The following is a 25,828-nucleotide window of genomic DNA, read 5'->3' on the forward strand; positions in this document are numbered from 1 at the left end:
ACAGCGGCAAGTTCGCCTGGCCCAAGAACATCGACGGAACGCTGGCACTGAGCCGGCCGCAGTTCGATGCGCTGGTACTGGGACTGCCCTGGCAGCTCGTCGGTGAGGCCGGTGCCCTCGAGCATGAGGAGGTGCTTCGACACGTCGACGTTCTGAGCGGCGGTCAGGCCGTCGGCGGAAGCCTCGATGGACTTGGCGAAGTTCTCTACCCGATGGGCAAACTGATTCCGCGTAGTCGCGACGGTCTCAAGGCTCCGAGATTCAAGCGCGGAACGAAGGGCAATCGTCAGCACCGTCGCAGGCACGCTAGCGCCTTCACAATCTCCACCGTGAACGTCAGCCCGTCCATTGGCTCCTCACCGAGCTCCGGGCCTCAAGCTCCGTCGTCAGGAGCGAGCCCAGCCTCACCTACGGGCAACAGGTCGGTCCGCTTCCCGAGGTACATCGGCTTTTCCGGCCCACGGTACTTCGGAAGCCAACGCTTGTCCTCCTTCGCGGTCGGATGGTTGTACTCAGTGGAGGAGAAGAGAAGCTGCGCGTCGTTCGCCTCGCACATCTTCTCGAGCTCTGTCAGGTACCTTGCCAAGTCAGCCGTGTGGAGCTCGTCTTGCTTCGGCGTATCCAAAATCAGGAAGCGGAACGGACGAGTTTTGTCAGCGAGGTAGGCCTCCAACAGCGCTGCGTGAATAGCGAGGACTAGCCGACTCGTGGTACTGCTGGTGCCGCCGCTGCCAATGGTCTCCAGCGTTTCTCCCCCAAAGGTGAACCGCAGATTTAAGTCGATGTCTACGTTCCTTGACACGCTGGTGGTGTCCAGCATGTCCATCCATTTCACGGTCAGCTCGCGCAGTTTCCGTCGAAGGTCGTTGAACGCGTGGTCAGCCCTTCCTGTGTTCGTTAGCCCTTCGATACGGTCCTGAATGCGGTCTCGTTCTTGCTCCAGTGCGAACAGTTTCAAGCGCTCGTTCTTCAAGCCCGAGATTCGGGCCAGTTCGCCCTGAACGCCGACAAGTTGCTTGGTCAAAGTCTGTACAGCCGTCACCAGTTGGTCGACGCCAGAAGCGCTCGGCGACTCTAGGTTGTCGACGAGCGTCTGGCGCTCCGCACCCAGTTCCTCAAGGCGTTCCTCCAACTGCTCAGCACGAATCTCGGCGCGCTGGCTGTTCCGTTCAAGGTCCTTGATTTGATCCTTCAGATACAGCAGGTTCTTTCCATACGACTCGGCGCTTCCGAGGAACAGTCCGCAGTTCGGGGCGCGGCAAATTTCCTGGAAAGACTTGAAGACGCCGAGAGCCTCTTCGTTCAAGCCGAGAGTCTTGACTTCGCCATCAATCTCCGCACGGATGGTCTCGATGCCTGCAACCCGATTCTGCAGTTCGAAGAGCTCCAGCTGGCGCGCCCGGATTTGCACGTCCTTCTGACGCAGCAATTCCGTCAGTGTCGAGCTCGCGGTGCCCTTGGCGTCCACCGATACGCGAAGTCCGTCGATCTGCTGCGTCAGATTCTCAGAGCTCCGCTGCAGCGCTTCCTGATTTGCATCGCTGTTGTCCACACCGCGGCTCTGGTACTCAAGCACACGCTGCGCAGCGACGATCTTGCGGGTTTGCGCCTCCAAAGCACCTTTCTCTTCGATGAGCGACTTCTTGACTTCGAACGAGTGCTTGGGGTTCAGGCCGAACGCGAACCGCACCATCTCCGCAAATTGATCCGTGATGAACGAGCTAGGGGCGCGGTAGGCAGCCGAGTACCCGTGGCCTTGGATCAAGTAGAAGAGCGGCAGCAAGGTCGCGATGTAGGGCTTCGTTTCCTCCCCTTTTGTTGACACCAGCCGCGGTGGCTTCAGTCCGAGCAGTTGGAAAAGCGCGACCGAGAAAGAAGCCTCGGAATGGTGCTCAGTTTGCTCACCATCGAAGTCAATAGTGGCATAGAAGAGCCCGTTCTTCGCCTCAAGGGCACGCCGGATTGTGAGCTGCTTCTCGTCCGCTTCGGCATGCAAGACGACGGCTTTGCACTTCTCGAGGATTTCCGCCCTGAAGTTGTTGGGAAACCCCAGCGCGGAAGCAAGCATACGCACGACAGGCGACTTCCCACTGCCGTTCGCCGCAAAGAGCATCGTGGTGCGGTGCCCAAACTCCAGGAGCGGACTTTCCCAACCTCCTTCACCCAGCGGCTCGACCTGCAGTGACTTCAGCCTCAATTCACTTCTCCCCTGACTCGAGCTTCGTCCCTGATGTACTGGTAGCTAAGCTCGATTGTTTTCATGGAGTGAGCCAGAAGACTCTCCCCTACCACGGCCCCGCTATAGACCTTCTTGCCCAAGTCGGTAGCAGAGATTTCGCGCGTCATCTTGTCGATGGTGACCTGACCGGTTGCCTCCAGGAACGTCAAGGCCTTGATGGTCCTGATACGCAGGTTGCCGGACCAACCAATGTCCTGCGATGACCCCTTGAAGCCGGCCACGGTCCGCTCCAAGCACTCTCCAACCAACTGACCAATTTCGGGCAGCTCCGGCTTTGACCGACCCTTCGAGATTGCCAAGATGGTCATTGCAAGCAAGGGCAGCTGGAACAGAGCTTCGTTGTCGAGCGTGTGCATCGGCGAAGGCCCTTCGCCAGAAAGGTTCAACTTGAGACCAAGGCGCTTGGCTTCGCTGAAGAACTCGGTGGAGCTCATCGCGTCGCCCTCCTAACGATAGTGGCGCAGAAGCCGCCGAATACTAAGTCCGTGTCTAGCGCCAAAAACTTCTTGCCAATGGGCGAGTCCAAAATCTCTTGGACGAAGTTCTCGAGGTCCGCCAAGACACCGCCGCCAAGGAGCCACGCCTTGCACCTCCTGTCGATTTCGTCGAGTAAGAGGTTGAAGGTGAAGTCCGGGAATGTGTGCCGCGCGCTTCTGAACCACACATCCCAGGAAACCTTCGCTCGCGAGGCCGCCTCGATCATGGACTCAGTGGCGCCAGCCTCCTTCAGCTTCCGCTGAAGGACTGACGCGGCCTTGATTGCCGCGGAATCTCCCCCTTGCAGCAGCGTCTGGTACACCTGAGTGGAGATGCTCAGAACCTGAAGCAGGTCCTCAAGACCGACTCCAGTCGCCAAGTCAATGTCAGCCTTGGACAGCCCGCTGATCGGAGCACAGGACCTCTCCTCAACAAGTGTCACTAGGCTCCTGGCGATCCGCTCAACCTCGTGTTGGTGCAACTCAATCTCGGAGTGCTTCCAGATGGCGTTATGCGCGGCAATGCCGAAGGCTTCGAGGGTGTCGCCGATGTACTGCACGCCAGGTAGCAACGTGAGCTTCTGTCGAGCAGCTTCAAGCTGTTCAGGCGATAGCGGTTGGTCGGGGGAAACGATGGCTGCAAACTTCTCGATGAGTTGGCGCGTGTACTTCTTACTGGACGTGCCAGCAGCGAGGTCTGCGACGAGGTTATGAACCTCGTCTTTGAAGTGCACATTGCTGAGGACCGTAACCTCCCGGCATTGGTCGCCGAACTCCACAGTGTGAACGAAGAGCTTGCCAGCGATGCTGCTTCGAATCGCCTCCAGCTTTTCAGCCGTGTCGAGTTCGCCCGTCTTCTTCAGAGCAAAGACCCCATCAATGTCCCATTGCTGGTTGGCCCTGCCTTTAGTCTTGACCTGAAAGAAGTGGTACTCGACTACGCCAGCAACGGTCCTGCGCACGACGAAATCGTCGTGATAGTCGCAGTAGACGCGATCGACTTCTTTGCCGCTCAGAATTTCGAGCGCCGCGAATGCCGCAGCTTGAAACTGCATCCGGAACCGCACCATGGTGTCTCGACCAACAGTTTCGCGCGGCACCTTCTCATGGATGATGTCCATGGTTCTTATCTTGCTCCCCCCAGATTGTTTGCACACGTTTTGTATCAGATTTACGTGCGAACGCCCACTACCTGTATTCCCCCTCCGATGGAGGATGCGGCATAAGGCAGCACTAGATCCAACTGAAATCGAGGTGATCGAAGCGGGGCGGCGGCAGACAGTGATGGAGTCACGCATACTGTATGAATATACAGTTAAATACTCTTTCGACCGCAACGAATCACGACGCCCTCTTCTTCGATCGAATCGAGCGCACCTCCTTAGTCAGATGTAGAAATCCGGAATCTGAACTGTGTAGCCGGCCAGATCAGAAGTTGAAAGACCGATGCCTGACAGATGGTTGTTTAAAGGTAGATTGAACCGCGAGGTGCCATAAATCTGACATTGGTAAGGTTCGGCTGTCAGTCTGAAGCCGACTTAGTCACTTTCCCCGGTACTCCAGTGCCCCATCGGTAATCTTGATCACGCCCGCCGCCACGAGCGCGGACATCACACCAACGACCTTTTCGGGTGCAGGCTCGCGGCCAAAACGCGATTGAATTCTCTTCTCGAGTGCATTCAAGGTTTTGGGCTTTCCCGCTTCAACAAAGTCCCTGAGTATCTCGGAGCAAATCTGATCGACGGATTTTGATTTCCTACTCCTTGGCGCAAGAGGAATGGGGTCGATCGCTTTGGCTGCCGGAGGGCTCGACGCTGTCGGGGGTGGCAACAAAGGCTTCTGTCGAACCGATGCAGCTTTGACTTCGACAGGTGCCAGCCCCAAGGCCTCCACACGCTCGACCTGCCGGCCCTTCGATCGGGCATGCACGATCGCAGGGTCGTAATCTCCATCGGCCGCAACGATCACGAAACGCGCCCCGGGCTCATGCCGACCGACCAGATAGCCCAAATAGAGAACAAGGTGGAAATCGAGCGAGTTCTTGCCGGGCTTGGAGATGTCGACAAGGGAGACCCGGTCGCCCAGCTCCATGTACTGCGCGAGCAGGCCGATCTCGTGTTCACCGTAGAAGATCCAAGCCTCACCATTCTCCCCCATCCAAGACGCAACGCTTTCCGGCGCAGGATGCCGATTCTGCAGATCGATCAGCAGATAGGTTTTGCTCACTGCCGGATGGCGTTGGCGATCATGAGCCGCGACGTGGCACGCGTGGCACCGACGTAGAACAACCGCATCTCCTCCAACGCGTCGTCGTCCTTGGCAAGAACCTCGAGGCCCGCCACAGCCTGGCGCGCCCCCATCACAGCTACCACCGGAAATTCCAACCCTTTGCTCGCATGAAGGGTCATCACCCTGATGGTGTCTGCCCCGGGGTCGAAATCGTGCGGGACCTTGCGCACCTTGTGCGGCAATCGACGACGGTCCAGGGCCCGGGCGCACTCATCCATCAGCGCCCTGCTTCGGCATAGCACCGCCATGTCGCCCCAGGCGTGCCCTTCGTTGTGCGCGCTGGCCATGAGCTCCGCGATCCGATCGGCCTGCGCCCGGGCGCTTGGCAGGTCGATGACGATCGGCTCCGGCCCGTCGCGGCCGCAACTCACGGGCTGGACGAGCGGCACGCCGTCATCATCTTTTTCCTGAGGCCGCAGAAGCTCGGTGGCCATCGCACTCGCCGTCTGCAGGATCTGCCGGGTGTTGCGGTAGTTGATCCTGAGGATCGTCGTGCGGCCCTGCGCCTGCACCCCCACGCTCTTGAAGCTGAAGGGCTTGCCTCGCCACTTGTCGTAGATGCTCTGAGCGTCGTCGTACAGCAGCAGCAAGCTGTTGGTCGTGGGGTCGACCATCTGGGTGACCAGCTTGAGCCACTCGGGCGCAAAGTCGTGTCCCTCGTCGACCAGGACCGCCAGGTACTGCCCTGACGGAATCATTCGGCGGTCAACACCGTCGATGACGTTGTTCACCATCTGCTCCATCTTCGCGCCCACGGCAAGGTCGTTGGACGGCAACGGCTGACCGAACGCCACCAGCTGGTCCCGGCACCATTTGTGGAAGTGGCGGACATGGACGCGGTCAGCCAATGCCTTGGCCTGCATCGACGCCTGCAGCTTGACCGCCAGTGGCTCGTTGTAGCAAAGGACGAGCACGGGCTTGTGCAGGTCGGTCGCGGCCTTGGCCAGGTACTCGGCGCGGTAGCCCAGGATCATGGTCTTGCCGGACCCTGCGACGCCGTGGATGACCCGATGGCCGTCGCCCAGACTGCGTGCCAGCTGTTCCTGCTGCAAATCCATCACGCGCAGGAAGTCGGGGATGGTCGCCTTGTCGTCTGCATCGTCGAAGAGCGCACCTTGCTCGGGGACGCGCACCTCGGGAAACAGGTTCCAGCGCACCCGGTCGATCTGGGGCAGCGACAGCGCGCCGCGCATCAGCTGCGGAAACATGTCCCAGAGCCGGCTCTGGAAACTCTCAGGCTCGGCGTCCTCCAGCATTTCGTCGGAGCAGACCACGCGGTTCGACTCGATCGCGTTCCCCAGGCCGGCGGCGTCAAATTGCTTGCGCGTGATCCGCGTGAAGACAACGCCATAGCTCCATGGGAAGGTGAGCATGCCTTGCCATTTGCCCTCATGCTGGATCAGCTGCGCGTCGCGCTTGAGGGCGTCGACCACCTGCAGCGTTTGATGCCGGGCTTGCTCGATCGGATTGGGGACGCTCTTGGGAACACCGTCAGGCGCGATCAGCCAGTCGCCGCGACTGGCTTTCTGAATGGTGTCCAGACGCCAATCCTTGGTTTCGAGGATCAGCAAGCCGCGGCGTGGGTGCAGCACGACGAAGTCGGGGTGGCACTGCTTGGGACCGATCGGAACGTCGAACCACAGCAGGTAGTCTTCGTCGAGCTTCTGCTGCAGCCGTTCCGCCAGGCGACGCTCGCCGGACGTCATCCGCGCAACGCAAGTGCTCAACGCGGGAATCAAGACAGCAATGGAAGATGCAATCGCCTGGATCGGCCGAATAAGTGGAGGACTACAACCTAACGCAGCAAGCAGATACCGTCAATTACGCGGACTGATCGCCCGGCTTCTCTAGACACTTCTGAGCCGTTGGACATGGCGTTGCTCAAACTCTATGGGCGACAGGTGCCAGCGGTGTTTTGACGACGCATGACTGAATCTCGCACCTTGCTGCTTCGCAGCAATCCTCTATGTTCATCGTCATGGACTTCAGTCGAAAGCAATCTCGCTAAAAAAGAGATCTCCGTAGTCAAGCCGAACGGAATGACTTGTCTCATCAAATGAAACTCTGTTTTCGCCTGCTGCGATCTTGACTGCCTTGTCGGTAGCGGCCTCTCGCAAGTCTTTCCCCGCGAGGGAAAGATCTTGCACAACGCTGCTGCGAAATCCTCGACGAACTTTTAGGCGCGTGGCCACATCACCCGAATCTAGTTCTATCGGAGGCAGGTCGAAGCGCATTTCTTGCTCGATAAAGTCGCCGATCTGGCGCTGGGGAGCCGACCTGAACTCTGTATTAATTTCCTCTTGCCAGCCGCGCATGCGGTCTTCGACCTTCCTTGAAAGACTTTTTCGCTCGGCCGCGCTAAGCAACTCCACCTCTGGACTGCGCGCATCCAGCCCTTCGGGCCAAGCGATCTCGAACGCCGCTTGTGTGAAGCCACTGAGGTTCAGCGCACGAGCTAGACTCAACCGCACCAACACTTGGTTCGCTCTGCTGACATCCTTCTCTCGAATCTCGGTCAGTGGTTCATCCTCCGGGTCCTTGACGATCAACTGCGAGTGAGCATCGTCGCCTTCACCAGCAAGGGCGACTCCGATAACCAGACGCTCGCCTCGAATAGCCGGCGCAATTCGAACCCCGAGTTTTTGTTGCCGCCCCGTGTCCATCGCTCTGTCCAGATATCCACGTCCGCTTTGCGTTCCCTTGCACTCCAGAACGTGGAATCTTCCCTGCATGTCCTCAAGGATGAAGTCCGGGCACTTACCAGTACCCGTCTTTGGTAGCCGACCAGTTCTCGTTCGACTCACGCCCATGTTGATGACGAAACGACGCCCGTCAACGATTTCCTTTACTCCACCGAGTTTTCCAACAAGCCACTCAGTCGAAATCGCGACTCCGAAGTCATCGCTCAGGATGCCTTTCTGATGCGGGTCCAGTTCCATGAAAGGCGTTCGGATTCGAAGATCTCGTGCCGCTGCGCAGGCTGTGAAATAGCGGATACATGCCCAATAGCGCTCCGGGGACCCGGGCGATAAGCCATTCGGCGTCGTTATGGATCCCAACATGAGCAACGCGCGACCGATGTCCACGGTTTGCACCACAGGAGCACCGCGCGCCCACCTAGGAAGCGGCCTCCTGCCCCAAGTCGCCTCATCGATTGCGACATGAATTCGTCTCTTGAACATGGCTTTTCCCCATCATCCCCATTGAAACGAGGATGCCACAACAAGCGACAGACGGATTCCTGCGCACGTCTCTCATCGAAAGGCACATCAACTTTGCAGTCGAAGTGACTGATTTGCGAGAGCGCCTCGTCCTGTGGAACGCTGTTGCATCGAACAGCAGCGCGTCCCCTCCCTCACCTCGACCGCCTTCGCGCCATAGCTGCAGGGGGACCTCGCCGGACAGGAAGCAACCTGCATAGACTATGCGGCAGGAGAATCGACCGCTCGCGGTGCGCCTCGGTGCCGGCTGGGTACTGATTTGCACGAACGCGACTGAACGCAGTTTCCAAGGATCTTGAAATGGCCTTCATCGCAAAACTATTGGGCCTTCTCGGCAGTCCGGCAAAGCCGACACCCGCAGCACCCGTTTCGACCCGACCCAGTGCGACGCGTCGTACGCGGACTTCGATGCTGCGCGATGATTGGCTCACCCTGACCCAGCCTGACTTCTTCGGACGGGCGCATCGCTCACCCAACAAGCGTTGGATTGTCGGCTGCAACGATTCCGACGGTGCGGGCAGGGGTGGGCACAGGGAGGGCGGGAACGGCAGGGTCGTTCTGGTCGATCATCCAGCGGACAGGGTCATGCACGAGCTGACCTGCTTCGCCCGGCCGATGGATGCGGCCGTCTCGGACACGGGCAGCTACATCGTCCAGGATGCGGGCTTCGGCTCGGCTCTGATGGGCGATGTCATTGCGATCGATACGGACGGGCGCGAACGGTATCGCCGGCGCTATAGCGCCAACATCTTCAACATCGGCCTTTCGAGGTGCGGAAGGTATGCAGCCGTCCAAACGGCGAATGCCCCAAGCGACGATGGGAATCTGCTGGAAGTCCTCGACCTTGATCTCGGCTGTGCGGTGTTCTCCGTGCAGCCGGCCACCGGCTGGGCCGACAAGTACTCGTTCCATGTGGACTCGGACGGCCGCCTGCAAGCACTCAGCGTCGAGCACAACGGCCTCGGTCGCTTCAGCTATTCCGCTGCCGGCGAATTCCGGGATGCAAAAGCCTTTCAAGTGACACGTCTCGACAAGGGCGACTACGCCACGAAGCTGATGGCCGCGCGTGACCTGATCCAGGGGGACGCGAGCCCAGACAATGCGGCGAAAGCATTGGCCACCGCCGATGCGGCGCTCGCGGAAGGTGCAAAGGATCAACCCGACTGGGGGGCTATTGCGCACCGCGTTCGCGGTGAGTCTTACGAGGCACTTGGGCAATTACCGCAGGCGCTGGCCGCCTTCGAGCACGCCTTGTCGCTGAACCCGAAGGTCGGCATTCAGAAGCGGGCGACCGCGCTGCGCAAAAAGCTAGGCACCGGCTGATCCGCTCGTTCCTCCGGCGCCCAGCGCAAACGCTCTCGGCCGCATTCCGCGGTGGACAGGCGGCAATGGAAGCGACTTACGCCCATCGGCCAGCCGAACCGTCTCGCGCCAGTGGACGTTCGAGGTACCCTGCCCACACGCCGATGCGAGGTGCCTTGCACGATCGGGCGCGTCAAGAACCGGCGCCCCCGACATCCCCAACGTACCGGCTCTTCGCTCAACGTCCCAGAAATCTCGAATGGAAAATCTCTTGACTGTGATGACGAACTTCTACCAGAGGATCCGACCGTACATTCCCTGGGGACTTTCGCTCAAGCTGGTGTTGAGCGCAGTTGTAGGCGTTCTAGGGGGTGCCGGACTGCTCGGCTTCGCGAGCGAGTTCGCAACATACAACTACGCGATCTACTATGGCTTTCGCCCTCCGCTGGAGGGCATCCCCTACCTCAAAGCGGCCGTCACGTTTGGAAGTCTGTTCCTGCTGCTGACGGGCGCCGTTGTCTTCGCAACCTGGATCTTCTTGACCCAGCTCTACGCTTGGTGGCTCGAGCTCATTTTCAATCTTGTGGACCGCACAGTCGGTCGGGCGCTTCGCAAGAAGACACTCATTCGGGACAGCAGTTTCAAGACCTTTCTTCAACGCCACCGAGCTCGATCGTGGTGGCAGCTGCTGCTCTACTCGTTCTCGGTGGCGGTCTGCGGATACATCACCATCGTGATCACGCTGCCCTGGATGCATCGCCTTCTGCCCACGCCTGCTTCGGTCATCCACGCCATCGCGTCAGCCCTCAGTTTTTTGGTGTTCGTAGTTCTTGTTGCAATCTGGAAGCGCCGGGGCTTTTGGTGGGTAGCGAGCGTGGTAACAGCGCTGTACTTCTCGGCATGGCTCGTCCTGCTGTTCTCTCCTCATGCGTATGCATCCTTCCTGCGACTCGTCAGCTATGGCGGCGGCATCTCCATCACCGTGCAGGTCAAGAATGAGACGAGTGCATCACGCACCTCGGCCGCGACGACCGACGAACTCCGCTCGCGCGAATACCTCTTGATACTGCGCACCACGGAAGCCTTGATTCTGTTCGACAAGGGAAACACCACCTTTGTTGAGATCCCGCGGGAGCAGCTCGAGAAGATCACCAGTGCACCGGGCGGCGTGCGGGCGATGCGCTGGCCAAACCCTCTCCAAAGATCCGACTGAACCGGGCTGCGGGATGCGAACCTCGGGGGCCTCTGTTTGTCTGCATCGAGGCCATGGATGATGTTGCTTGAGAACGTCTACGGCCATCCCCGGTGGATGAGATTTTGCAGAAATGTCATATCCGGCGGAGGTGCATCACGGACGCATGCATCAGCGCACAATCCCGCTCACTTCGGGTTGGCTGAAGCGGCACCGCTACGTTCCCGGTCGAACAGCGCTTTGACCATTTGCGCCACCTCCGCGCTAGGCGTCGCCGCAAGATTATGTTTGTCGTAGATGCGTCCCGGTGGGGCAGCAATCGTAGTGAGCGTGTCCGTGCACAGCTTGGCCACCGGTGAATCGGCGCCAGCTTGTTGAGTGATATCCGCCATCTGCTTGTGAAAGCCTTGGAATGACGCGGCCACCGCGGCCTTGTACCCATAGTCCTCTTCGAGGCGCTTGGCGAGTGATGACTCGCGACTGGAGTACAGTGCCAGCCAAACGAGAGCACCCGCTATCGGTAGCCGTGCAAGCCAAAGTCGGAACAGCTCATCGTACGAAAGTGGCATGGCAGAGCGGTAGACGCTCCAGAGCCCGGTTAGTGCGATGAGAACCAGGGTCGTGAGCGCACCTACAAATACCCATTGCCACTGAGTTCCGGGTTTCAAGAATGTTTGCCTCCGATCATTGAACGCGGTTGCGAGACCAGCGCTGGTCGCACCAGGCAGCAAGGCGTCTATGCTGGCTATGCGTTCTTGCATCTGCTTCTGGAATTGCTCGAGCTTCGTCTCGTACGCAATGACCTTCTGCTCGATACGTTCGGCGTTGCTTGCGAATTTTTGCAGCCGGTCGAGGATCTCATTGATCTTCTCAACCTCCCCGTCAACGGCTTCTTTGTCGGCCTCGATCTCAGCACGCAGCGCCTTAGTTGTCGATTGGTGCTCTGAAACAGACTCCGCGTTGGACTCAGCGTTCTCTGCATTCGCCTGAATCTCATTGAGCTTCTGCGTCGCCTGCGTGTGAAGCCTGTCGAGATTTGCGCGAACTTTGTCGGCGTGCACCTGAGCCTGCTCGATATGCTCGGACTTTGCAGCAATCACCGCTTGAAGGTCTTCGACTTGCGTCTTCGCGGTCAGAATTTCAACGACATGGCTCCGCGCGGTCTCGGCCTTCGACTGGATGTCTGAAAGCCCGGCTGCGGCGTTCTTGGTCGCCTCCGCCACTTCTTCGGCCTGGGCGGTGGCCTGAGCGGCGATATCTCCCACACCTGCAAGACACTTTTGAGCCTCCTCCAGTTGAAGATTCAAGCTGCTCAATCCGGTCTTGGCCTCTACGAGGATCGCATCAATCGAGTTTTCTTCCATGTCCGTCCTTCGTTGTGAGGTCGCACCGTGGATTTCCCCGCGCGTTTGACCTGCTTTCTCATCAAATGGCTGACCCACCTACCGCAGGCGGGCGCTCTGAGGCATGGCAGGGCCAAGCGTCAGCGGAAACATGGGTTGCGTCTGCGTGGAAACCAACACTCAGGGCTTCGGCGTGCCGCGACACACTGGCAGTGCCCTGAAAGCCTGCTCGCCGGTTTGGGGATCGAGCACAGCGGCCACAACGCCATCCAGGCCCTGCAGGTCGTCCACGCGACGCACCACCGCGTCGAACTTCTCGCGGGCCATGGTTCCGCGCGCGTGCATGTCGTCGACGAAGTCGCAGAACGTCACCCAGTGGCGGTTCTCGCCAACCAGCAGCATCGGGGCGGAGGAGAGCTGTTTGTTGCGCAGCGTGTCCAGCGCCTGGAACAGCTCCCAGCCCGTGCCCGAACCGCCTGGGGCGACGACGATCACTTTCGAGTGCGAGAGCAGCGCGGTTTCGCGTGCGACATCGCTCGTAAAAATCAGCCCGTCGGTGACGAGCAGCTTGCCATCGGTGCGCTTTTGAAAGGCGGCGTGGTAGTCGTGCTGCGGACCGTCGTAGTAGGTCGTGTAGCCGATGCTCGCCCCACCCGCATCCACGGCGCCTTCGTTGGCCGCACGCATCAGACCCGGGCCGGCGCCGGTCAGGATCGGGTAGTCCGTCCCCCTGGCGGCCGTCCACTTCTTTGCGAACTCGTAGATGCCCGCGTACAGGCGATCGTTGGCCGCTGCCAGCTGCGGGTCGGGCAGCGCGCTCTTGCTACCGATGGCGGAACTGCCGAAGACGCCCACGAAGCCCTTGGGATACTTCGTTCCGCGGAACAGCGCCGCACAGTAGAAGTCCTGCGCGTAGCTGGCCGGCGGAAGCATGTCCTCCGGCCCGACGTAAGGGCCGATGTAGAAGGCCGGATAGTCCTCGGCACTCGGGCACGCATCGGGCGCATGGAGGGCCAGGTTCAGCATCGACGCAAGCCGCACCGATGCCTTTTGCAGCTGCGTGCGCGTCACCGGCCAGAACGCCTCCTGGTACTGCGCTTCCCAGCCCGCCCAGGTCACGGTCGGAACGCCGATGTACGCCAGCGGCGCGAGCGCGTGGGACTCGTTGGCCCATTCAGCGATGGTGCCCTCCAGCACTGTGGATCGGGGCCGCCAGGCGGCACGCTGCTGCGGCGTGATCTGCGCGTTCATCTCCTGTGCGGCATTGCCGACGGCCACGTGGTCGTACGAGAAATTGGGGCCGAGCTTCCAGCCATACTGCTTCTCGATGATGCCGCCGTCCCAGACAGCGTGCAGGTTCGTGGCCTGGCCGAAGTAACTCGCGCCGACGCCATTGCCGCCGCGATCGCCATTGTCCGCCGCATGCATCGGCTGGTGGATGTCGCCCACCAGGTGCACCAGGTATTTCAGCGCGATCAGCCGTTCGGGGTCGCCCTTGCCGCGGTCGCCAAGCACGCGCACGTTCTCCACGATCTTGGCCACCACGCAGGTCGCTTCGGGCACGCGTCGCATGTCCTTGTCGTAGTGGCAGTCGCGCTGCTCGTCATACGCCGCTGCAGCGAGCGGAATATCGACAAAGTGGAACGGACCGGTCTGCGGGTTCTTGCTACGAAAATCATCCGCCCAGGACGCGATGTCGTCCAGGCCCTTGACGTTCTCCAGCGCGAGCAGGCGCCGAATTTCCGCCTTGGCGGCCGGCTGCAGGTTCGCCTCCGCCATGAAGGCGACGAGGCCGTGGCCCTGCGGCCCCCATGCGTGCGCCGTGCCCGCGACGGCCAGCGCCACCGCAGCCGAAGCGAATTTCTTCATCGCGTTCATTCTTGTCCTCCTCGCCATGTTGGCGTTCCTCCGAGTCCAGGGGGACACTCCTTGGCGCAGCCAACGCGCAGCGAATGCGCGTCCGCACCTGCCGAAGGAACATCCGCTCAAGTCATACCCGACGCAGATGGAAGCGGGGAACCTCCATCGTGAGCGCCCAGCCGCTCCCCTCCTGACTCGTTTGGCCTGACTGCTTTCCGCAGCCCCAGCGTCAGACGAGTGTGGCCTTTGTTGCACCACGGCCACTCATCAGTTCAACCAGAATTTGAGTTCACGCGCCGCCGACTTGAGCTTGCGCCCCATCCAGGCATCGGTTTCCGCCAGATAGCCCGTGAGCGACTTTGCGTCCTTCTTGTCCTGCCTCTCGCCGAGCAGGGCCCGCCAGCGATAGTGGTCGTAGACGCCCATGATGTGCGCCGCGTAGCTGGCCGCCAGTTCCTTGTTGCCGCGCACGATGGCAAAGTTCTCGTCGTTCGCGGTGCTGGCGTTGCCGGAGAAGTTGTGGCTGCCCGTGATGACCACCGGGTTGGTGAACGGATCGATCACGATCACCTTGGAATGCACGATCGCGAAGCCGATGACCCCGCCCTGCTTGGTCAGGAACTCCTTGCGTGCCACGGTGGCGGCCCAGTTGGCGAAGGCATTGGTGCCACGAGGTTGCACCACGTCGAGGGTCATGGGCGGCTTCGCAACATCGGCCTGGACATCGACCTTCACTGCACTCTCATCGTCAGCCGCATCGGCCGGGAGCGTACTGACAACGCCGCGCACATAGAGCGCCGGTTTTGCCTTGGCGAGATCTCGGATGGTCTTGAGCACGCCACTTCCGCCAGGCTGGAACATCAGGAACAGCACGCCGTCCTTGGCGCCACTGACAGCGGCGTCGAGTGCTTGAAGATCGACCTTCCCCTTGGTGCGGCTGAACCAGATCTCCGCCGACGACTTGTTTGTCTTGACCGGCTTGGCCGCGCTGTTGCTGTCGATCAGGTCCTTCGGGAACGTGCTGCCGGCATCGCGCAATCGCTCCCATTGGTCGAAATACTCCTGAGCAAAACCGCGATGCGTCACCAGCAGCCCGTTGTTGGTCTGGGTGCACAGCCCGGTGCTCGTCCAGTTCGTGCTGCCGGTCCAGGCAGATTCCGGTTTGCCGCTCTTGTTGCGAACCACCAGGAATTTGTTGTGGCCCAGAGCGCCCGGCGCTATGAAGCGATCATGCACCGCGACGCCGGCCGCGTTGAGGGCGTTGCGGGCATCCTCGTTCTCGTCGCGTTGCCGCGCTTCGCTCGTGGTTTCGGTCTTCTTTTTGGTGATGGACCCATTCGCCAGCACAACATTGGCGTTGGCACCCAGGGCGCAGAGTGCTTTCACCAATTCATCATCGGCCAACTCGTACAGCGCCCCGTAGACCTGTTTGCCGTGCTTCTTCGCATCCGCCAGCAGTGCCAGCATTTCCGTGCGCAAGGCGCCTGAGAGGAACTTGCGAATGGGCAGTTCATGCTCACCCAGACTGTCTTTGAAGGCCTTCAGGGCCTCTTTGCGTGTTGCCAGGCCTTTGGCAACGCGCAGCCTTTCCAGGTACCGGGCCATGAACTGGGAAATGACCAGCCCACGATTGAAGAAGGCGGCGTAGCCGTCCTGCGTACCGCCGGCGAGCGTCGCCCACGGCGTCCAGGCACTGCGTTCTGCAGCAAGCCGCTTGAGCTGGTTTCCGTCCTTCACCATCGGGGTGACGCGGTACCGTACCGTGTCGCCGAGATTGACCTCGTGGTCCGTCCACCACAGGCGTTGGAAAGGCCATTCCTCTGACGATCGGTGCTCGCCCGCCTTGGGCTTGTCGCCCTTGAATCCCATCCTGTTTCCGAGCACGTCGGGTTTGACCGTACCGTCGGCCAACTTGCGCTCCCGGTCGATCACGAAGCCAAGGCAATCCGAAACCGGCGCCGCAACGCTCCAGAACAGCAGGGCATCGTCGCAGTTGACGAGCAAGTTGGTCTTCACCGGCATAGCAGTTCCCCTTGTTGCGCCGCCCGAGATCAGCGGTCCTAGCGATACCTGTCTAGAAGCACCCGCAACCGCTCTCTGGCCGGTGCCTTCAGACGCTCTGAACCTGCAAGCTCGCTGGATTTGGCAAGGAGACTGGTCCTGGCCTCGGCTTGGGACATCTTGTAGAACTCCACGAGTTGCCGTGCATTGTCCGAAACTGCAGGAGGGGTGGACGTGGAAAGGCTCGCAGGAATCATCTTCCCAGACCCAGGCAGAACAGTTGAGAGCTTGGGCTGGAATGCAGACAGCATTGCGAGTTGCACGCCTATCGTCTCGACGTACTCCTCCTGGTACCACTTGCCCTGGCTTTTCTCATAGGCCGCCTCGTACCGCTGAAGCATCGGTGCCAGTGTAGTCAGGATCTCGTTGCTGATCTTCTCATTGCCAACCCCGTGAGAAAGCCCATAGAACACCATCGCTGCGTTGTCCGCATTCAGCGCCGTATCAACACTCCTGCCGCCTTCGTCGCGCAGCCACAAAGGTTCATCGGGATAGGCGATCTGTCGCTTTTCGGCGGCACGCAGGGCCAGCAGATACTGATTCAGCAGACTCGAACTCTGGACCGCCGGGTAAGGCAAGGCAGGTAGCGTCGCCCGCCCACAAGCAGTCGTCATCACGAAGGCGCAGAGCGCAAGCACGAACCGGAGTCGGAAGAACAGCTTCATTCGATCAGTGTGATCTTTTGTTACTTAGGTCACATCCCATATTCCGGCGATGCCAGGACGGTGCAAACCCCTAGCTCACAGCAGGCCCGCGCACGTTGGCTTGGTGAGGCATCCAGTTGACCTCATAAGCGGGCGACCGATTGCAGTCCAAGCTGACGAACACCATCAGCATCATGATGGACACAGAAACGCTGCCCGATCAGGAATTGGGCGCACGAGCAACGGAATGGCGCCGACGCGCACTACGGGGCGATCTGCATGCCCGCGGCATTGCTCATCAACTGGAAGCGGAACTGCGGCGGCGCGCACGTGCGCATCATCCTGACGATGACGCCCTGGACCTGCACCTCCTCGAAGACCGACAGGGGCAGCGAGGCTGCAGGAGCAGCACATCTCCGGAGATCCGCAGTCAAGACAATTCGTATACCAGCCGCAGAACGCACGCCAACCCAAGCACAACGGGCAACCCGACCTCAAGCAAGAGCCATCGGGTACTTTGGCTTTTCAGAAGCAGGCGATAAGCACCGTCGAACTTCTCAAGCGCAGCGGGTGGCGTTGGACTCTCGAGAGCGGCTTTCGCCAGTTCCAGATCGGCGCGGAAAGATTGAATTTCCTTGAAGTTCTTGTTAAGTCTCACGATGACGTCGGCGGTGAGACTGTTGGCGTCCTGAATCTTGACCATCGAATAGTAGTTTTCAAGATCGGCAATAACTTTATCCAGCCTCGTTCGCGAGGCTTGGTCGGGGCGCCGGCTGGCAATCGTTGTCCACCAGTTGTGCAGTGAGGATTGCCGCGGATCGTCGACAAGGTCGATTCGTCACTGCGGAAAGAGCTTCTGTGGCCATACAAGGCGCCAGAGCCTGTAAGACGAATGCGCCAGCTTTGGAATGCGTCGAACATCAACCAGAGGAAGTGCACGAGAATGTAGCCATTGATCGCCAGCAGACCGATTTTCAACTTCTGCGTCGACAGCTTCTCGAGAGTGAGTCCAATAAATGATTGGCTCTCTGCCGCATGCACACCAAAGAATAAGATTGCAATCGTGACAGTGGACGCAATCATCAAGTTCTGACGAATCTTGGCGACATAGTCAGTCGTCTCCAAAACCACTGGTTTGGAAAGCACTTCGCGAACGGCGTTTCGTCGCTCCTGAGCACGTTTTTCTACTGGATCTTGTCCATCCATTGGGTGTCCTCCGCGACCCGGGAGCCGGCTGAGAGAGATGCCGCATTATTGCTGCCGCCTCACCTCAGCACCGACCGGCTTCGACCAACGCATGAGTTCGAGCAGTTCTTGTCGCATAGCGGGCCAGAGATCATCACGGCCACCCCTTGCTCGGAAAAAGAAGTACTGATTTGCGTCCCCACACCATGGGCCCTACCTCCCGGTCGGTCCCTGCCGATCACCGCCCGAAAAATCTCCGAACAATCGACGACGGCCCCCACAACCCCGTCGGCAGCGGCTGGCGCTCAACCCGCTTCTTGCCCTGTGCAAACGCACCGGAATCCTCGTCCGTTTGTGCAACGTGGTCGATGCGCGTCCGTATCCCATGAATCGGGTAGGCCGCTCAACTGGTTTCTTCAATGGAACGCAGATACGATCTTCATGGCGTTGATTCCAGGGAAGGAGAATTCCTGGCCCATGGTCCGGCGTGCCAAGAAGACCGGCACAAGCAGCGCGATGCCATGACCTGTCGCACCATGATGGCTTGGCGTTCCGTCACAGACCGCGGCCGGTGCATCTTGTTGGCCCTGATGACCGGAGTGCATGCAGACCAAGGCGCCCGTCGAAGGAGGTAAAAAAAACGTGATCAAAAGACTCGCGATCATCGGCGCAGGACCGAAAGGCGCAGCCATCGTCTCGAAGGCTGCTGCGCTTCGTGCTGCGGGGCATCACCGCACGCCTCCGGACATTGATCTCTACGAGCCCAGCCTGGTGGGTGCCGCGTGGCGAGGGACCATTGGATATACGGACGGCGAGCAGCCCCTTTGCACCCTGTCAGAGCGAGATCTCGGCTTTCCATACGACACCACGACCTATGGCCCTCGCGTCGCCCAGGCGATGCTCAGCGACTTCTCTTGGCAGTCCTTCGCCATCGGCGCATCGGGACGGGCACGGTACTGCGACTGGGTCGTCAACGGCCGTAATCCGCCGCGACATCGGGAGTTTGCGGACTACTTGACGGAGGCAGTCTCAAAAGCCGTCCACCATGGCGCTGCGAATTTGGTTGCCAACGAAGTAAGGTCTGTGGACTACATCAGTCCCGGGGGATTCTGGCGAGTTGAGTCCACAGATCCATACGGTGCGATCACCACCACCGATTACGACGGCGTGGTGATCACCGGCAGCGGCCGACCGCAGGCGGCCCTGCCGGGAGCCAACGCACGCGTCATTGACGGCCGCGCGTTCTGGAAATCGATACCGCAGATGCAACAGCTGCTGTCCGGCGACCCTGACCCCTGCGTCCTGATCATCGGGGCAGGCGGCACAGCTGCCGCGATCGCATATTGGTTCATTCGCAAAGGCCTGACAACCCTGCCGATCACGATCGTCGGCCGCGAGGCGACCCTTTTCTCGCGACACGACGGCCCATTCGAAGACCGCCTTTTCACCGACGACGTGGCCTGGCAGGCATTGGCGCCACACGTCCGTGAAGCCTTTCTGTCTCGCACCACGGCAGCCGTAGTCTGGGACTACGTGCTTCGAAATCTGGTCTCCGACAACATCACCTACGAATCCTATTCGGCGCGTGGATACCGCAACGCTGGCTCAGGCGGTCCCGGCCAGCCGGACCTGCTCAAACTCGAAATGGACGCGCCGCCCGACCCTGCAGTGGCGCAGGCGCTCGCCCTCCTTCCAGTGCTCGGACTGCCGGCGCTGCCTCCCTTTGTTGCCCCCCCCGCCGCGCCGCTGACGACTCGCCCAGGCACGGTCATCGTCGATGCCCGGGGCTTTGACCGATGGGGTTTCGCGGATGAATTCTTTGCGGCCTCGGGTCTACGGCCCTGCTTTGATGCAGGACGAAGGCAACAGATCCTGGGGTCGATCGGACATGATCTCAGCGTGCGCGGGCCGCTCATGAACGGCGCGCCATTTCCAGAGGGACTGCACGTGCCTGGGCTAGGAACTCTTCAGGGCCCAGCGGCGACGAACCTCATGGGGCTGGGCTGGCTGGCTGACCGTGTTCTCTCCAGGTACTGCTGAGTGCAAGCGGCAGAGGTGCACGCTGCCTCGTTGATCCCGACTTGACAGATTTATCATATCGACGTATATATGTACATATATCCGAGCACCTTCAAGGAGCACGACATGGCTGACAACGCCGACACGATGGTTCTTCGATCATTCCATTTGCCTCAGCGCATGGACGATCAACTGCGGGGACTGGCCTTCTCTCTGCGATGCGCCAAAGCAGATGTGCTGCGATTCTTCATTGATCAAGGCCTCAAAAATCTAGCCGACCAGCATGGGTCAGACTGGATGTCTTGGGACGCAGATGTCTTAAGGACCGTCGCGAAAGATATAGAGGCCGGCGGGGCTGCGGAGTCCGTCAAGGAAGGCATCCGCCGTGACATTGCCCGGATGAGCGATGCACCCATGTTTGCCGAGACCGCGCGGCGGCGCTGAAAGACTTCAACGGAATACGTCGCTGTTCGAAGTCCAGGCGCACTTTGCGACGCGCGACGGCGTGAAGTTTCCCGTCCTCGTTTTTTCGGGCGGCATGCGGACTGCGGTTGCATCCGAGTCGCTGCTCGGCCGCCAGACATCCCCTTTGGCCAAAGAAAACAAGGTGTCTGTGCGCACCCTCCATGCCGGCAGCGCGCCAAGTTCGGCGAAGGCGAGTTGGAGGGATTGGACTCGCCTGATGAAAACGGACAACGGGTATTGAGAACCGAGAAGCTGACGTCGGTCGCTTCATCCGCACACATCCGGATAGCGCCGTGGATTTTCATGCTTATTCGACTCACTTTTCCATCGGGCGCCGATCCCCTTTGCGCACCGATTGCACGCAACCGCAGGCGTGCGCCCTGAAGCATGGGCCGGTCAGGCCCCCCGCGGAAACTGGGGTTATGCCCGCGCGAAAATCAACAGGCAACCACGTATTGGACGAGCGGCATCGACGAGTTGCTTCCACACAGCCGGCAGCTCAGACCAGAGGCAGCTTGGCGCTGCGGGTGCCGGGGGCTTCTCCAAAGCGGTCGTTTGCTTCCTGATCGACAGTTCGGAATAGATCGACGCAACAGGGGGCGTCGTCCACATGCGTAGTTCAGCCCAGCGACGGAATCGCTCGCAGGACGTCGCTGAAGACGCTAAACTGCAACTTGAACGCTTCTGGGCTGTAGTACTGGTAATGGCCTGCGGTCCCTGATACAGCCAGTCAGGGTTGGCGCTTGAGCGCCCCTGCCTGCTGCCGCCGAGATCTCATCGGGGCTGGATCGCCCGCCTGATCCGATCCGCGTACGTCGTCAGTGTCGGCACCATTGCCACGACCTCCTCCAGTGTGCGCCTGCTCTTCGGCGCAGAAATCGTGAGCGCCGCCACGACCTGGCCCTCTGTGTTCTGTATGGCCACCGCGGCACCGACGACCCCGACGATGTACTCGGACTCGTTGGCCGCATAGCCCTGGTTCTTCACTTTCCGAAGACGCTCGAGAAGCACCCTGGGCTCGGTGACGGTCTTGGGTGTCAGCGGCTCCCAGGGGCCGGAGGCCATGAACTTGGCGAGTTCGTCCGGCGGCAGCGCTGCCAGGAAGACCTGTCCGCTGGACGTGCAGTGCAACGGTGCCTTCTGCCCGGCCTGGAACTGGAGCGTAAGCGGAGACTGCCCCATGACGCTCGCGATGTACTCGACCTCGCCGGAGGACATCAACGCCAGACCGCAGGTCTCCCCGGTCTTCTGCGCAACAGCCGTCAACAGCGCCTGTATCGGCGCGTAGACGATGGTGGAGCTCAGGATCGACGTCGCCAGTCCGACCAGCTTGGGCGCGACGGCGTATTTACCCTTGACCGGCATCTTCTGGAGAAACTGCAGCTCCTCCAGCGTGGCGATCATGCGATGTGCCGTCGGCCGGGGCAGGTCGAGGAGATAGACGATGTCGGCGGCGGAGATCATGCCCATCTTCGCCGCCAGGTTGAGGACCGCGAACAGCCGCTCGACAGGCGTCCCCACAACGGCCGTCGAAGTTTTCTTCGCCTTCTTGGTCACGGTGCTCATGGCCGCATTATTCCGGTGTCTATCTGCGGCCCGGGACTGCATAGCGATTCTTCAGGATGGCCACGAGCTGTGATGTCAGCGAGGAAAGCACCATGTAGATCACGGCGACCGCCAGGTACATCTCGACCAGGCGACCGTCACGCTGGGCGATCTTCGAGGCGGCTCCCAGCAGATCGGTGACCGACAGCACGTAGACCAGCGACGTGTCCTGGAACAGGATGATCGTCTGCGTGAGCAGGATCGGGCTGACCACACGCAGCACCTGCGGCAAGATGATCAGCCGGTAGCTCTGCCAGGTCGACATCCCCAGCGCCTTGCATGCGCCGTACTGCCCCTTTGCCATCGACTTGAACCCCGCGCGGATGATCTCGGCGTAGTAGGCGGCTTCGAACAGCGTGAACGTCACGAAGGCCGTCCACACAGGTCCGATCTGCACCGGTCGCGAAGCTCCGGTCATCCACATCAGCACGAGCGGCATCAGGAAGAAGAACCAGAAGAGCACCATGATCAGGGGCACCGAGCGGATCAGCGTGATGTACGCGCTCGCGATCTGCGACGCCACCGGAACTTCCAGGTGCCTCACAAGCGCGAGCCCGATGCCGAGCACCAGGCCGCCGGCAAAGCCGACCGCGGTGAGCTGCAGGGAGAACACCAGTCCGTTGAGCAGGAACGGCCAGGCCTGCGCGATCACGGAAAAGTCGAAGTGGTTCATGGCTTCGCCGCCTCCTTTCGCGTCGGAAAGAAGCGGCGTCTCGTGATCGTGGGCTCCGTGCCGGGCGTGCGAAGGCGCTTTTCCAGGCCATGCATGACCGCGTAGACGGAGAGCGCAAGCAGCAGATAGAGGATGGTTGCCGCGCCGAAGGCCTGGAACGTCTTGAAGGTGAATTCGTTGATCTGCCGGGCCTGGGCCGTGAGCTCAAGAAGCCCGATGGTCAGCGCCACCGACGTGTTCTTGAAGATGCCCATCACCTCGCTGGTCAGCGTCGGCATGATGATGCGCAGCGCCTGCGGCAGCAGGATGGTGCGATACAGCTCCAGTTCGCTCATGCCCAGGGCCCTGGCGGCCGAGCGCTGGCCGTAGGGCAATGCTTCGATCCCCGCCTTGACCTGCTCTGCCACGCGAGCACCGGTGTAGAGCGAAAGCGCAATCAATGCGGGGAAGAAAGCTCCCCAGGGCGGCACCATCTTCTTCATCGCATTGCCGAGGTCGGGTGGCAGCAGTTCCGGCAGTACGAAGTACCAGAGGAACATCTGGACGATGATGGGAATGTTGCGGAAGACCTCGACGTAGAGCCGCGCAGCCAGCGCGATCGCCCGACTGGAAGATGTCCGGCCACAGCCGACCAGCACCCCCAGGACGAAGGCAACACACCAGCCCGCCAGCGCCAGGGCGACCGTCCAGGCCAGGCCACTGAGCAACCAGGCGAGGTACAGCTCCTCGCCGTCCTGGACTGTCTCGAAAAGAACGTCGAACACATCGAGCTCCAGTCAGTTTCAGATGGTGCTGCTTCAGTCGATCCGGTCGCTGGGGACCTTGACGCGTTCCTTCAGCTTCTCTGTCATGGGAAAGGCCAGGCTCACGTTGCGCGGCGGGATCGGCGACTCGAACCACTTCCTGTAGAGCTTGTCGTACTCACCGCTCTTCATGAGGCCGCCGATCACGCCGTCGACGAGGGCCTTGAACGCCGGATCGTCCTTGCGCAGCATCAAGCCGTAGTAGATATTGTCGAAGCCACCGGGCACGAGGGCAAACGACGCAGGGTTGCGCGAGTTCGCCTTCTCGCCCGCCAGCAGGATGTCGTCCTCGAGCCAGGCCACGGCACGGTTGCTGTCCAGCGTGAGCATCGACTCGCCATGGTCCTTGGCCGCAATCGTCATCAGTGCCATCTTCTGCTCTTCGTTGAACTTGCGTGCGAAGCCTACGGCGTTGGAGCCTTGCGTGACCACGATGGTCTTGCCCTTGAGGTCCGCCGAACTCTTCACGCCGGAGTCCACGCGCACCAGCCAGAGCGGCTGGCTGACGAAGGTGGCGACGGAAAAGGCGACCTGCTTCTGCCGCGCGGCGTTGTTCGCGGTGCCGCCGCACTCGATGTCGACCGTGCCATTGACGACCAGCGGGATGCGGTTCGACGAGTTGACCGCCACCTGCTTGACTTCCAGCTTGGGCATGTTCAGCTGCTGCTTCACCTTGTCCACGATGGCCGCGCACAGGTCCATCGAGATGCCGACGGGCTTCTGCTGGCTGTCCAGGAACGAAAACGGCACTGACGACTCGCGGTAGCCGAGCGTGATCGCTCCGGTTTCCTTGATCTTCTGCAGCGTATCTCCGCCGGTCTGGGCGAAGCTGGACATGCTCGCGGCCAGCAGGCATGCGGCTGCGATGGTGAGAAACGACGACTTCGGGTTCATGAAGATTCTCCTGCGGTCAATAAGAAAAAACGGATGGCAATCAGTCGACCTGGGTTGCCGCACTCGGGTGAGCGGTGCGGCTCAGGCGCTGCTGGATCAGCGATACGACCTGGTCGACGTCCTCGGAGGTGTTGAAGAGCCCGAAGGAGATGCGGATGCCGCCGCGCTCGGGCGATACGCGAACCTGGTTCTGCGTGAAGTAGTCCAGCCACTCGGCGACCGGCAGGTCCAGCACGTAGATGTGCGCACGGCCGGCACGGGCTCGTGGACCGACGAGGCGCACGCCAAGCCTTTCAAGCTGTGCGATCAAGCGGTCGCCCAGCTCGAGCACATGCGCTTCGATGCGTTCGACACCGGTCTTGCGGATGAGGTCGATCGAGCTGGACAAGGCATGCAGATCGGGAAGGTTGTAGTTGCCGAACTCGAAGCGCCCGGCATCCTTGCGCGGCGCCAGATCGTCAGGCCGCGCGATGTAGTCTTCGGGAGGATTCGCCAGGCTGCTCATCGCCAGGTACGCTGGTTGCAGCTCATCAAGGCCGGCCTTCACGTAGAGGATGCCCAGACCCTGCGGCACGAGCAGACCCTTGTGACAGCCGGCGGCCAGCACGGACACGCCCAGCGCCCTGACATCGACCGGAAGCACGCCAATTGACTGCATCACGTCGACGACCAGGTAGATGCCCTTTTGCGCGCACAGCCGGCCGATGCCGGCGATGTCGTGCCGCTGGCCCGCATGGAAGGTCACGTGCGACAACGAGATGACCTTGGTCCTGGCGTCGATGAAGGGCTCGAAGGTCTCCGCCGTCGCGACCTCGTCGTCCGCCACCTTCACGAAGCGCACCTGCACGCCCTTGCGCTTCAGGTTGAGCCAGGCATACGCATTGTTCGGATGGTCGCCCTCGAGCATCAGAACCGTGTCTCCGCTTGCGAGCGGAACGGCATTGGCGGCGATGTTGAGACCCTCGGAGGTGTTCTTCGTGAAGGCGATCTCGCTGGGCGATGCGTTCAGCAGTGCCGCGACATCCTCCCGGGCACGCTCGACGCGGCGCATCCACACCGGCTTCGGGCCGGCCATTTCGTTGCCTTCCGCGAGAAATTCGGAAAGCGCCTGGCGCACGCAGGTCGCCATGGGTGTCTGGTGCGCGGAGTCCAGGTAAAGCATCCGCTTGGTGACCGGAAACTCCTGGCGGACGGAATCAATCTCGAGAATGGCGGACATGGTTTCCTCAGTTCAACAATCGTTGCCCCGAAGTGGGGCGGCTGGTGCACGGAACGCATGACCACCGTGTGACGTGAATCGATGCGACGGTGTCATCCTAGGAGTGCATTCGAGCCGCCACGTCTCGATATTCGGCCATTCCGGAGGCCGGGCTTACGAGGAAAAACACGGGTAGATCGCTCCAGAAGTTGCGTCCGGATTTCGAGACAGAATTTCGTCTCGAGCCGCATCAAACAGGCTCTTTCAAGCACCGTTCGCATGGTTTTGGTGGCCCTGAGCGTGAGGCCCAAACCCCGAGATAGCGTCTCCAGCGGGATCAGCCTCCTGCACCATGCCGG

The 25,828-nt window shown here is 60.7% G+C and carries 22 protein-coding genes; 4 read left to right on the forward strand and 18 right to left on the reverse strand.

The window, feature by feature from the left end; genetic code table 11:
* The 7 genes from BLW48_RS28990 to BLW48_RS29020 all read right to left on the reverse strand — a co-directional run.
* The coding region (locus tag BLW48_RS28990; RefSeq protein ID WP_143047811.1) for a hypothetical protein at nt 1-305 on the reverse strand (305 nt) is incomplete at its 3' end.
* A gap of 68 nt (nt 306-373) precedes the next feature.
* The gene (locus tag BLW48_RS28995; RefSeq protein WP_143047812.1) at nt 374-2,197 is read right to left on the reverse strand and encodes a hypothetical protein; all 1,824 of its coding nucleotides are present in this window, start codon (nt 2,195-2,197) and stop codon (nt 374-376) included.
* Complete coding sequence (locus BLW48_RS29000; protein WP_093178976.1) at nt 2,194-2,673, reverse strand: hypothetical protein; 480 nt, start codon at nt 2,671-2,673, stop codon at nt 2,194-2,196. Before BLW48_RS29000 ends, BLW48_RS28995 begins: the two co-directional genes overlap by 4 nt.
* Nucleotides 2,670-3,836 carry a dsDNA nuclease domain-containing protein gene (locus tag BLW48_RS29005; RefSeq protein ID WP_093178978.1) on the reverse strand — a complete coding sequence of 389 codons (1,167 nt, stop codon included), beginning with the start codon at nt 3,834-3,836 and terminating at the stop codon, nt 2,670-2,672. Before BLW48_RS29005 ends, BLW48_RS29000 begins: the two co-directional genes overlap by 4 nt.
* A 421-nt stretch (nt 3,837-4,257) precedes the next feature.
* On the reverse strand, nt 4,258-4,941 hold the full coding sequence (locus BLW48_RS29010; protein WP_143047813.1) for a PIN domain-containing protein: 684 nt from the start codon (nt 4,939-4,941) through the stop codon (nt 4,258-4,260).
* Nucleotides 4,938-6,710: a 3'-5' exonuclease gene (locus tag BLW48_RS29015; RefSeq protein WP_093178981.1), complete on the reverse strand. Its 1,773-nt coding sequence runs from the start codon at nt 6,708-6,710 to the stop codon at nt 4,938-4,940. The genes BLW48_RS29010 and BLW48_RS29015 overlap by 4 nt, the downstream gene beginning before the upstream one ends.
* Before the next feature lie 279 nt (nt 6,711-6,989).
* Entirely contained in the window at nt 6,990-7,943 is a 954-nt protein-coding gene (locus BLW48_RS29020) for a hypothetical protein (protein ID WP_093178982.1), read from the reverse strand.
* A gap of 582 nt (nt 7,944-8,525) precedes the next feature.
* On the opposite strand from BLW48_RS29020, the gene BLW48_RS29025 reads away from it, so the two are divergent.
* Entirely contained in the window at nt 8,526-9,548 is a 1,023-nt protein-coding gene (locus tag BLW48_RS29025) for a tetratricopeptide repeat protein (RefSeq protein WP_093178984.1), read from the forward strand.
* A gap of 238 nt (nt 9,549-9,786) precedes the next feature.
* Nucleotides 9,787-10,740: a hypothetical protein gene (locus BLW48_RS29030; RefSeq protein WP_093178985.1), complete on the forward strand. Its 954-nt coding sequence runs from the start codon at nt 9,787-9,789 to the stop codon at nt 10,738-10,740.
* A 167-nt stretch (nt 10,741-10,907) separates the two neighbouring features.
* Here the strand turns inward: BLW48_RS29030 and BLW48_RS29035 are convergent, their stop codons facing one another.
* The 6 genes from BLW48_RS29035 to BLW48_RS35145 all read right to left on the reverse strand — a co-directional run bounded on the left by BLW48_RS29035 (nt 10,908) and on the right by BLW48_RS35145 (nt 17,833).
* Nucleotides 10,908-12,083, reverse strand: coding sequence for a coiled-coil domain-containing protein (locus BLW48_RS29035; RefSeq protein WP_093178987.1), 1,176 nt, complete (start codon nt 12,081-12,083; stop codon nt 10,908-10,910).
* Between the two features lie 159 nt (nt 12,084-12,242).
* Nucleotides 12,243-13,931, reverse strand: coding sequence for a S1/P1 nuclease (locus BLW48_RS29040; protein WP_177142447.1), 1,689 nt, complete (start codon nt 13,929-13,931; stop codon nt 12,243-12,245).
* A gap of 258 nt (nt 13,932-14,189) precedes the next feature.
* On the reverse strand, nt 14,190-15,944 hold the full coding sequence (locus BLW48_RS29045) for a phospholipase D-like domain-containing protein (RefSeq protein ID WP_093178990.1): 1,755 nt from the start codon (nt 15,942-15,944) through the stop codon (nt 14,190-14,192).
* Between the two features lie 38 nt (nt 15,945-15,982).
* Nucleotides 15,983-16,648, reverse strand: coding sequence for a hypothetical protein (locus tag BLW48_RS29050; protein WP_093178991.1), 666 nt, complete (start codon nt 16,646-16,648; stop codon nt 15,983-15,985).
* Nucleotides 16,649-16,890: 242 nt separating this feature from the next.
* On the reverse strand, nt 16,891-17,061 hold the full coding sequence (locus BLW48_RS35505) for a hypothetical protein (RefSeq protein WP_177142448.1): 171 nt from the start codon (nt 17,059-17,061) through the stop codon (nt 16,891-16,893).
* 220 nt (nt 17,062-17,281) lie between these two features.
* Nucleotides 17,282-17,833 carry a hypothetical protein gene (locus BLW48_RS35145; RefSeq protein WP_143047814.1) on the reverse strand — a complete coding sequence of 184 codons (552 nt, stop codon included), beginning with the start codon at nt 17,831-17,833 and terminating at the stop codon, nt 17,282-17,284.
* A 582-nt stretch (nt 17,834-18,415) separates the two neighbouring features.
* Here BLW48_RS35145 and BLW48_RS29060 point away from each other — a divergent pair.
* Complete coding sequence (locus BLW48_RS29060; RefSeq protein WP_093178994.1) at nt 18,416-19,852, forward strand: SidA/IucD/PvdA family monooxygenase; 1,437 nt, start codon at nt 18,416-18,418, stop codon at nt 19,850-19,852.
* Nucleotides 19,853-19,957: 105 nt separating this feature from the next.
* Nucleotides 19,958-20,275, forward strand: a complete 318-nt coding sequence (locus tag BLW48_RS29065) for a hypothetical protein (RefSeq protein ID WP_218137533.1) — start codon at nt 19,958-19,960, stop codon at nt 20,273-20,275.
* Nucleotides 20,276-21,070: 795 nt separating this feature from the next.
* Here the strand turns inward: BLW48_RS29065 and BLW48_RS29070 are convergent.
* The 5 genes from BLW48_RS29070 to BLW48_RS29090 are packed head-to-tail and all read right to left on the reverse strand — an operon-like array spanning nt 21,071 to nt 25,490.
* A complete protein-coding gene (locus tag BLW48_RS29070; RefSeq protein ID WP_177142449.1) occupies nt 21,071-21,862 on the reverse strand; it encodes an IclR family transcriptional regulator in 792 nt (263 codons plus the stop codon).
* Nucleotides 21,863-21,881: 19 nt separating this feature from the next.
* On the reverse strand, nt 21,882-22,574 hold the full coding sequence (locus BLW48_RS29075) for an amino acid ABC transporter permease (protein WP_093178999.1): 693 nt from the start codon (nt 22,572-22,574) through the stop codon (nt 21,882-21,884).
* Nucleotides 22,571-23,338 (reverse strand): amino acid ABC transporter permease, encoded by a 768-nt coding sequence (locus BLW48_RS29080; RefSeq protein WP_093179001.1) that lies wholly within the window; start codon nt 23,336-23,338, stop codon nt 22,571-22,573. Before BLW48_RS29080 ends, BLW48_RS29075 begins: the two co-directional genes overlap by 4 nt.
* A 33-nt stretch (nt 23,339-23,371) precedes the next feature.
* Nucleotides 23,372-24,271 (reverse strand): transporter substrate-binding domain-containing protein, encoded by a 900-nt coding sequence (locus tag BLW48_RS29085; protein WP_093179002.1) that lies wholly within the window; start codon nt 24,269-24,271, stop codon nt 23,372-23,374.
* A 40-nt stretch (nt 24,272-24,311) separates the two neighbouring features.
* Entirely contained in the window at nt 24,312-25,490 is a 1,179-nt protein-coding gene (locus tag BLW48_RS29090; protein WP_093179004.1) for an aminotransferase class V-fold PLP-dependent enzyme, read from the reverse strand.
* Nucleotides 25,491-25,828 lie beyond the last annotated feature (338 nt).

The organism is Variovorax sp. YR266 (assembly GCF_900107295.1).
Taxonomy (GTDB): domain Bacteria; phylum Pseudomonadota; class Gammaproteobacteria; order Burkholderiales; family Burkholderiaceae_C; genus Variovorax.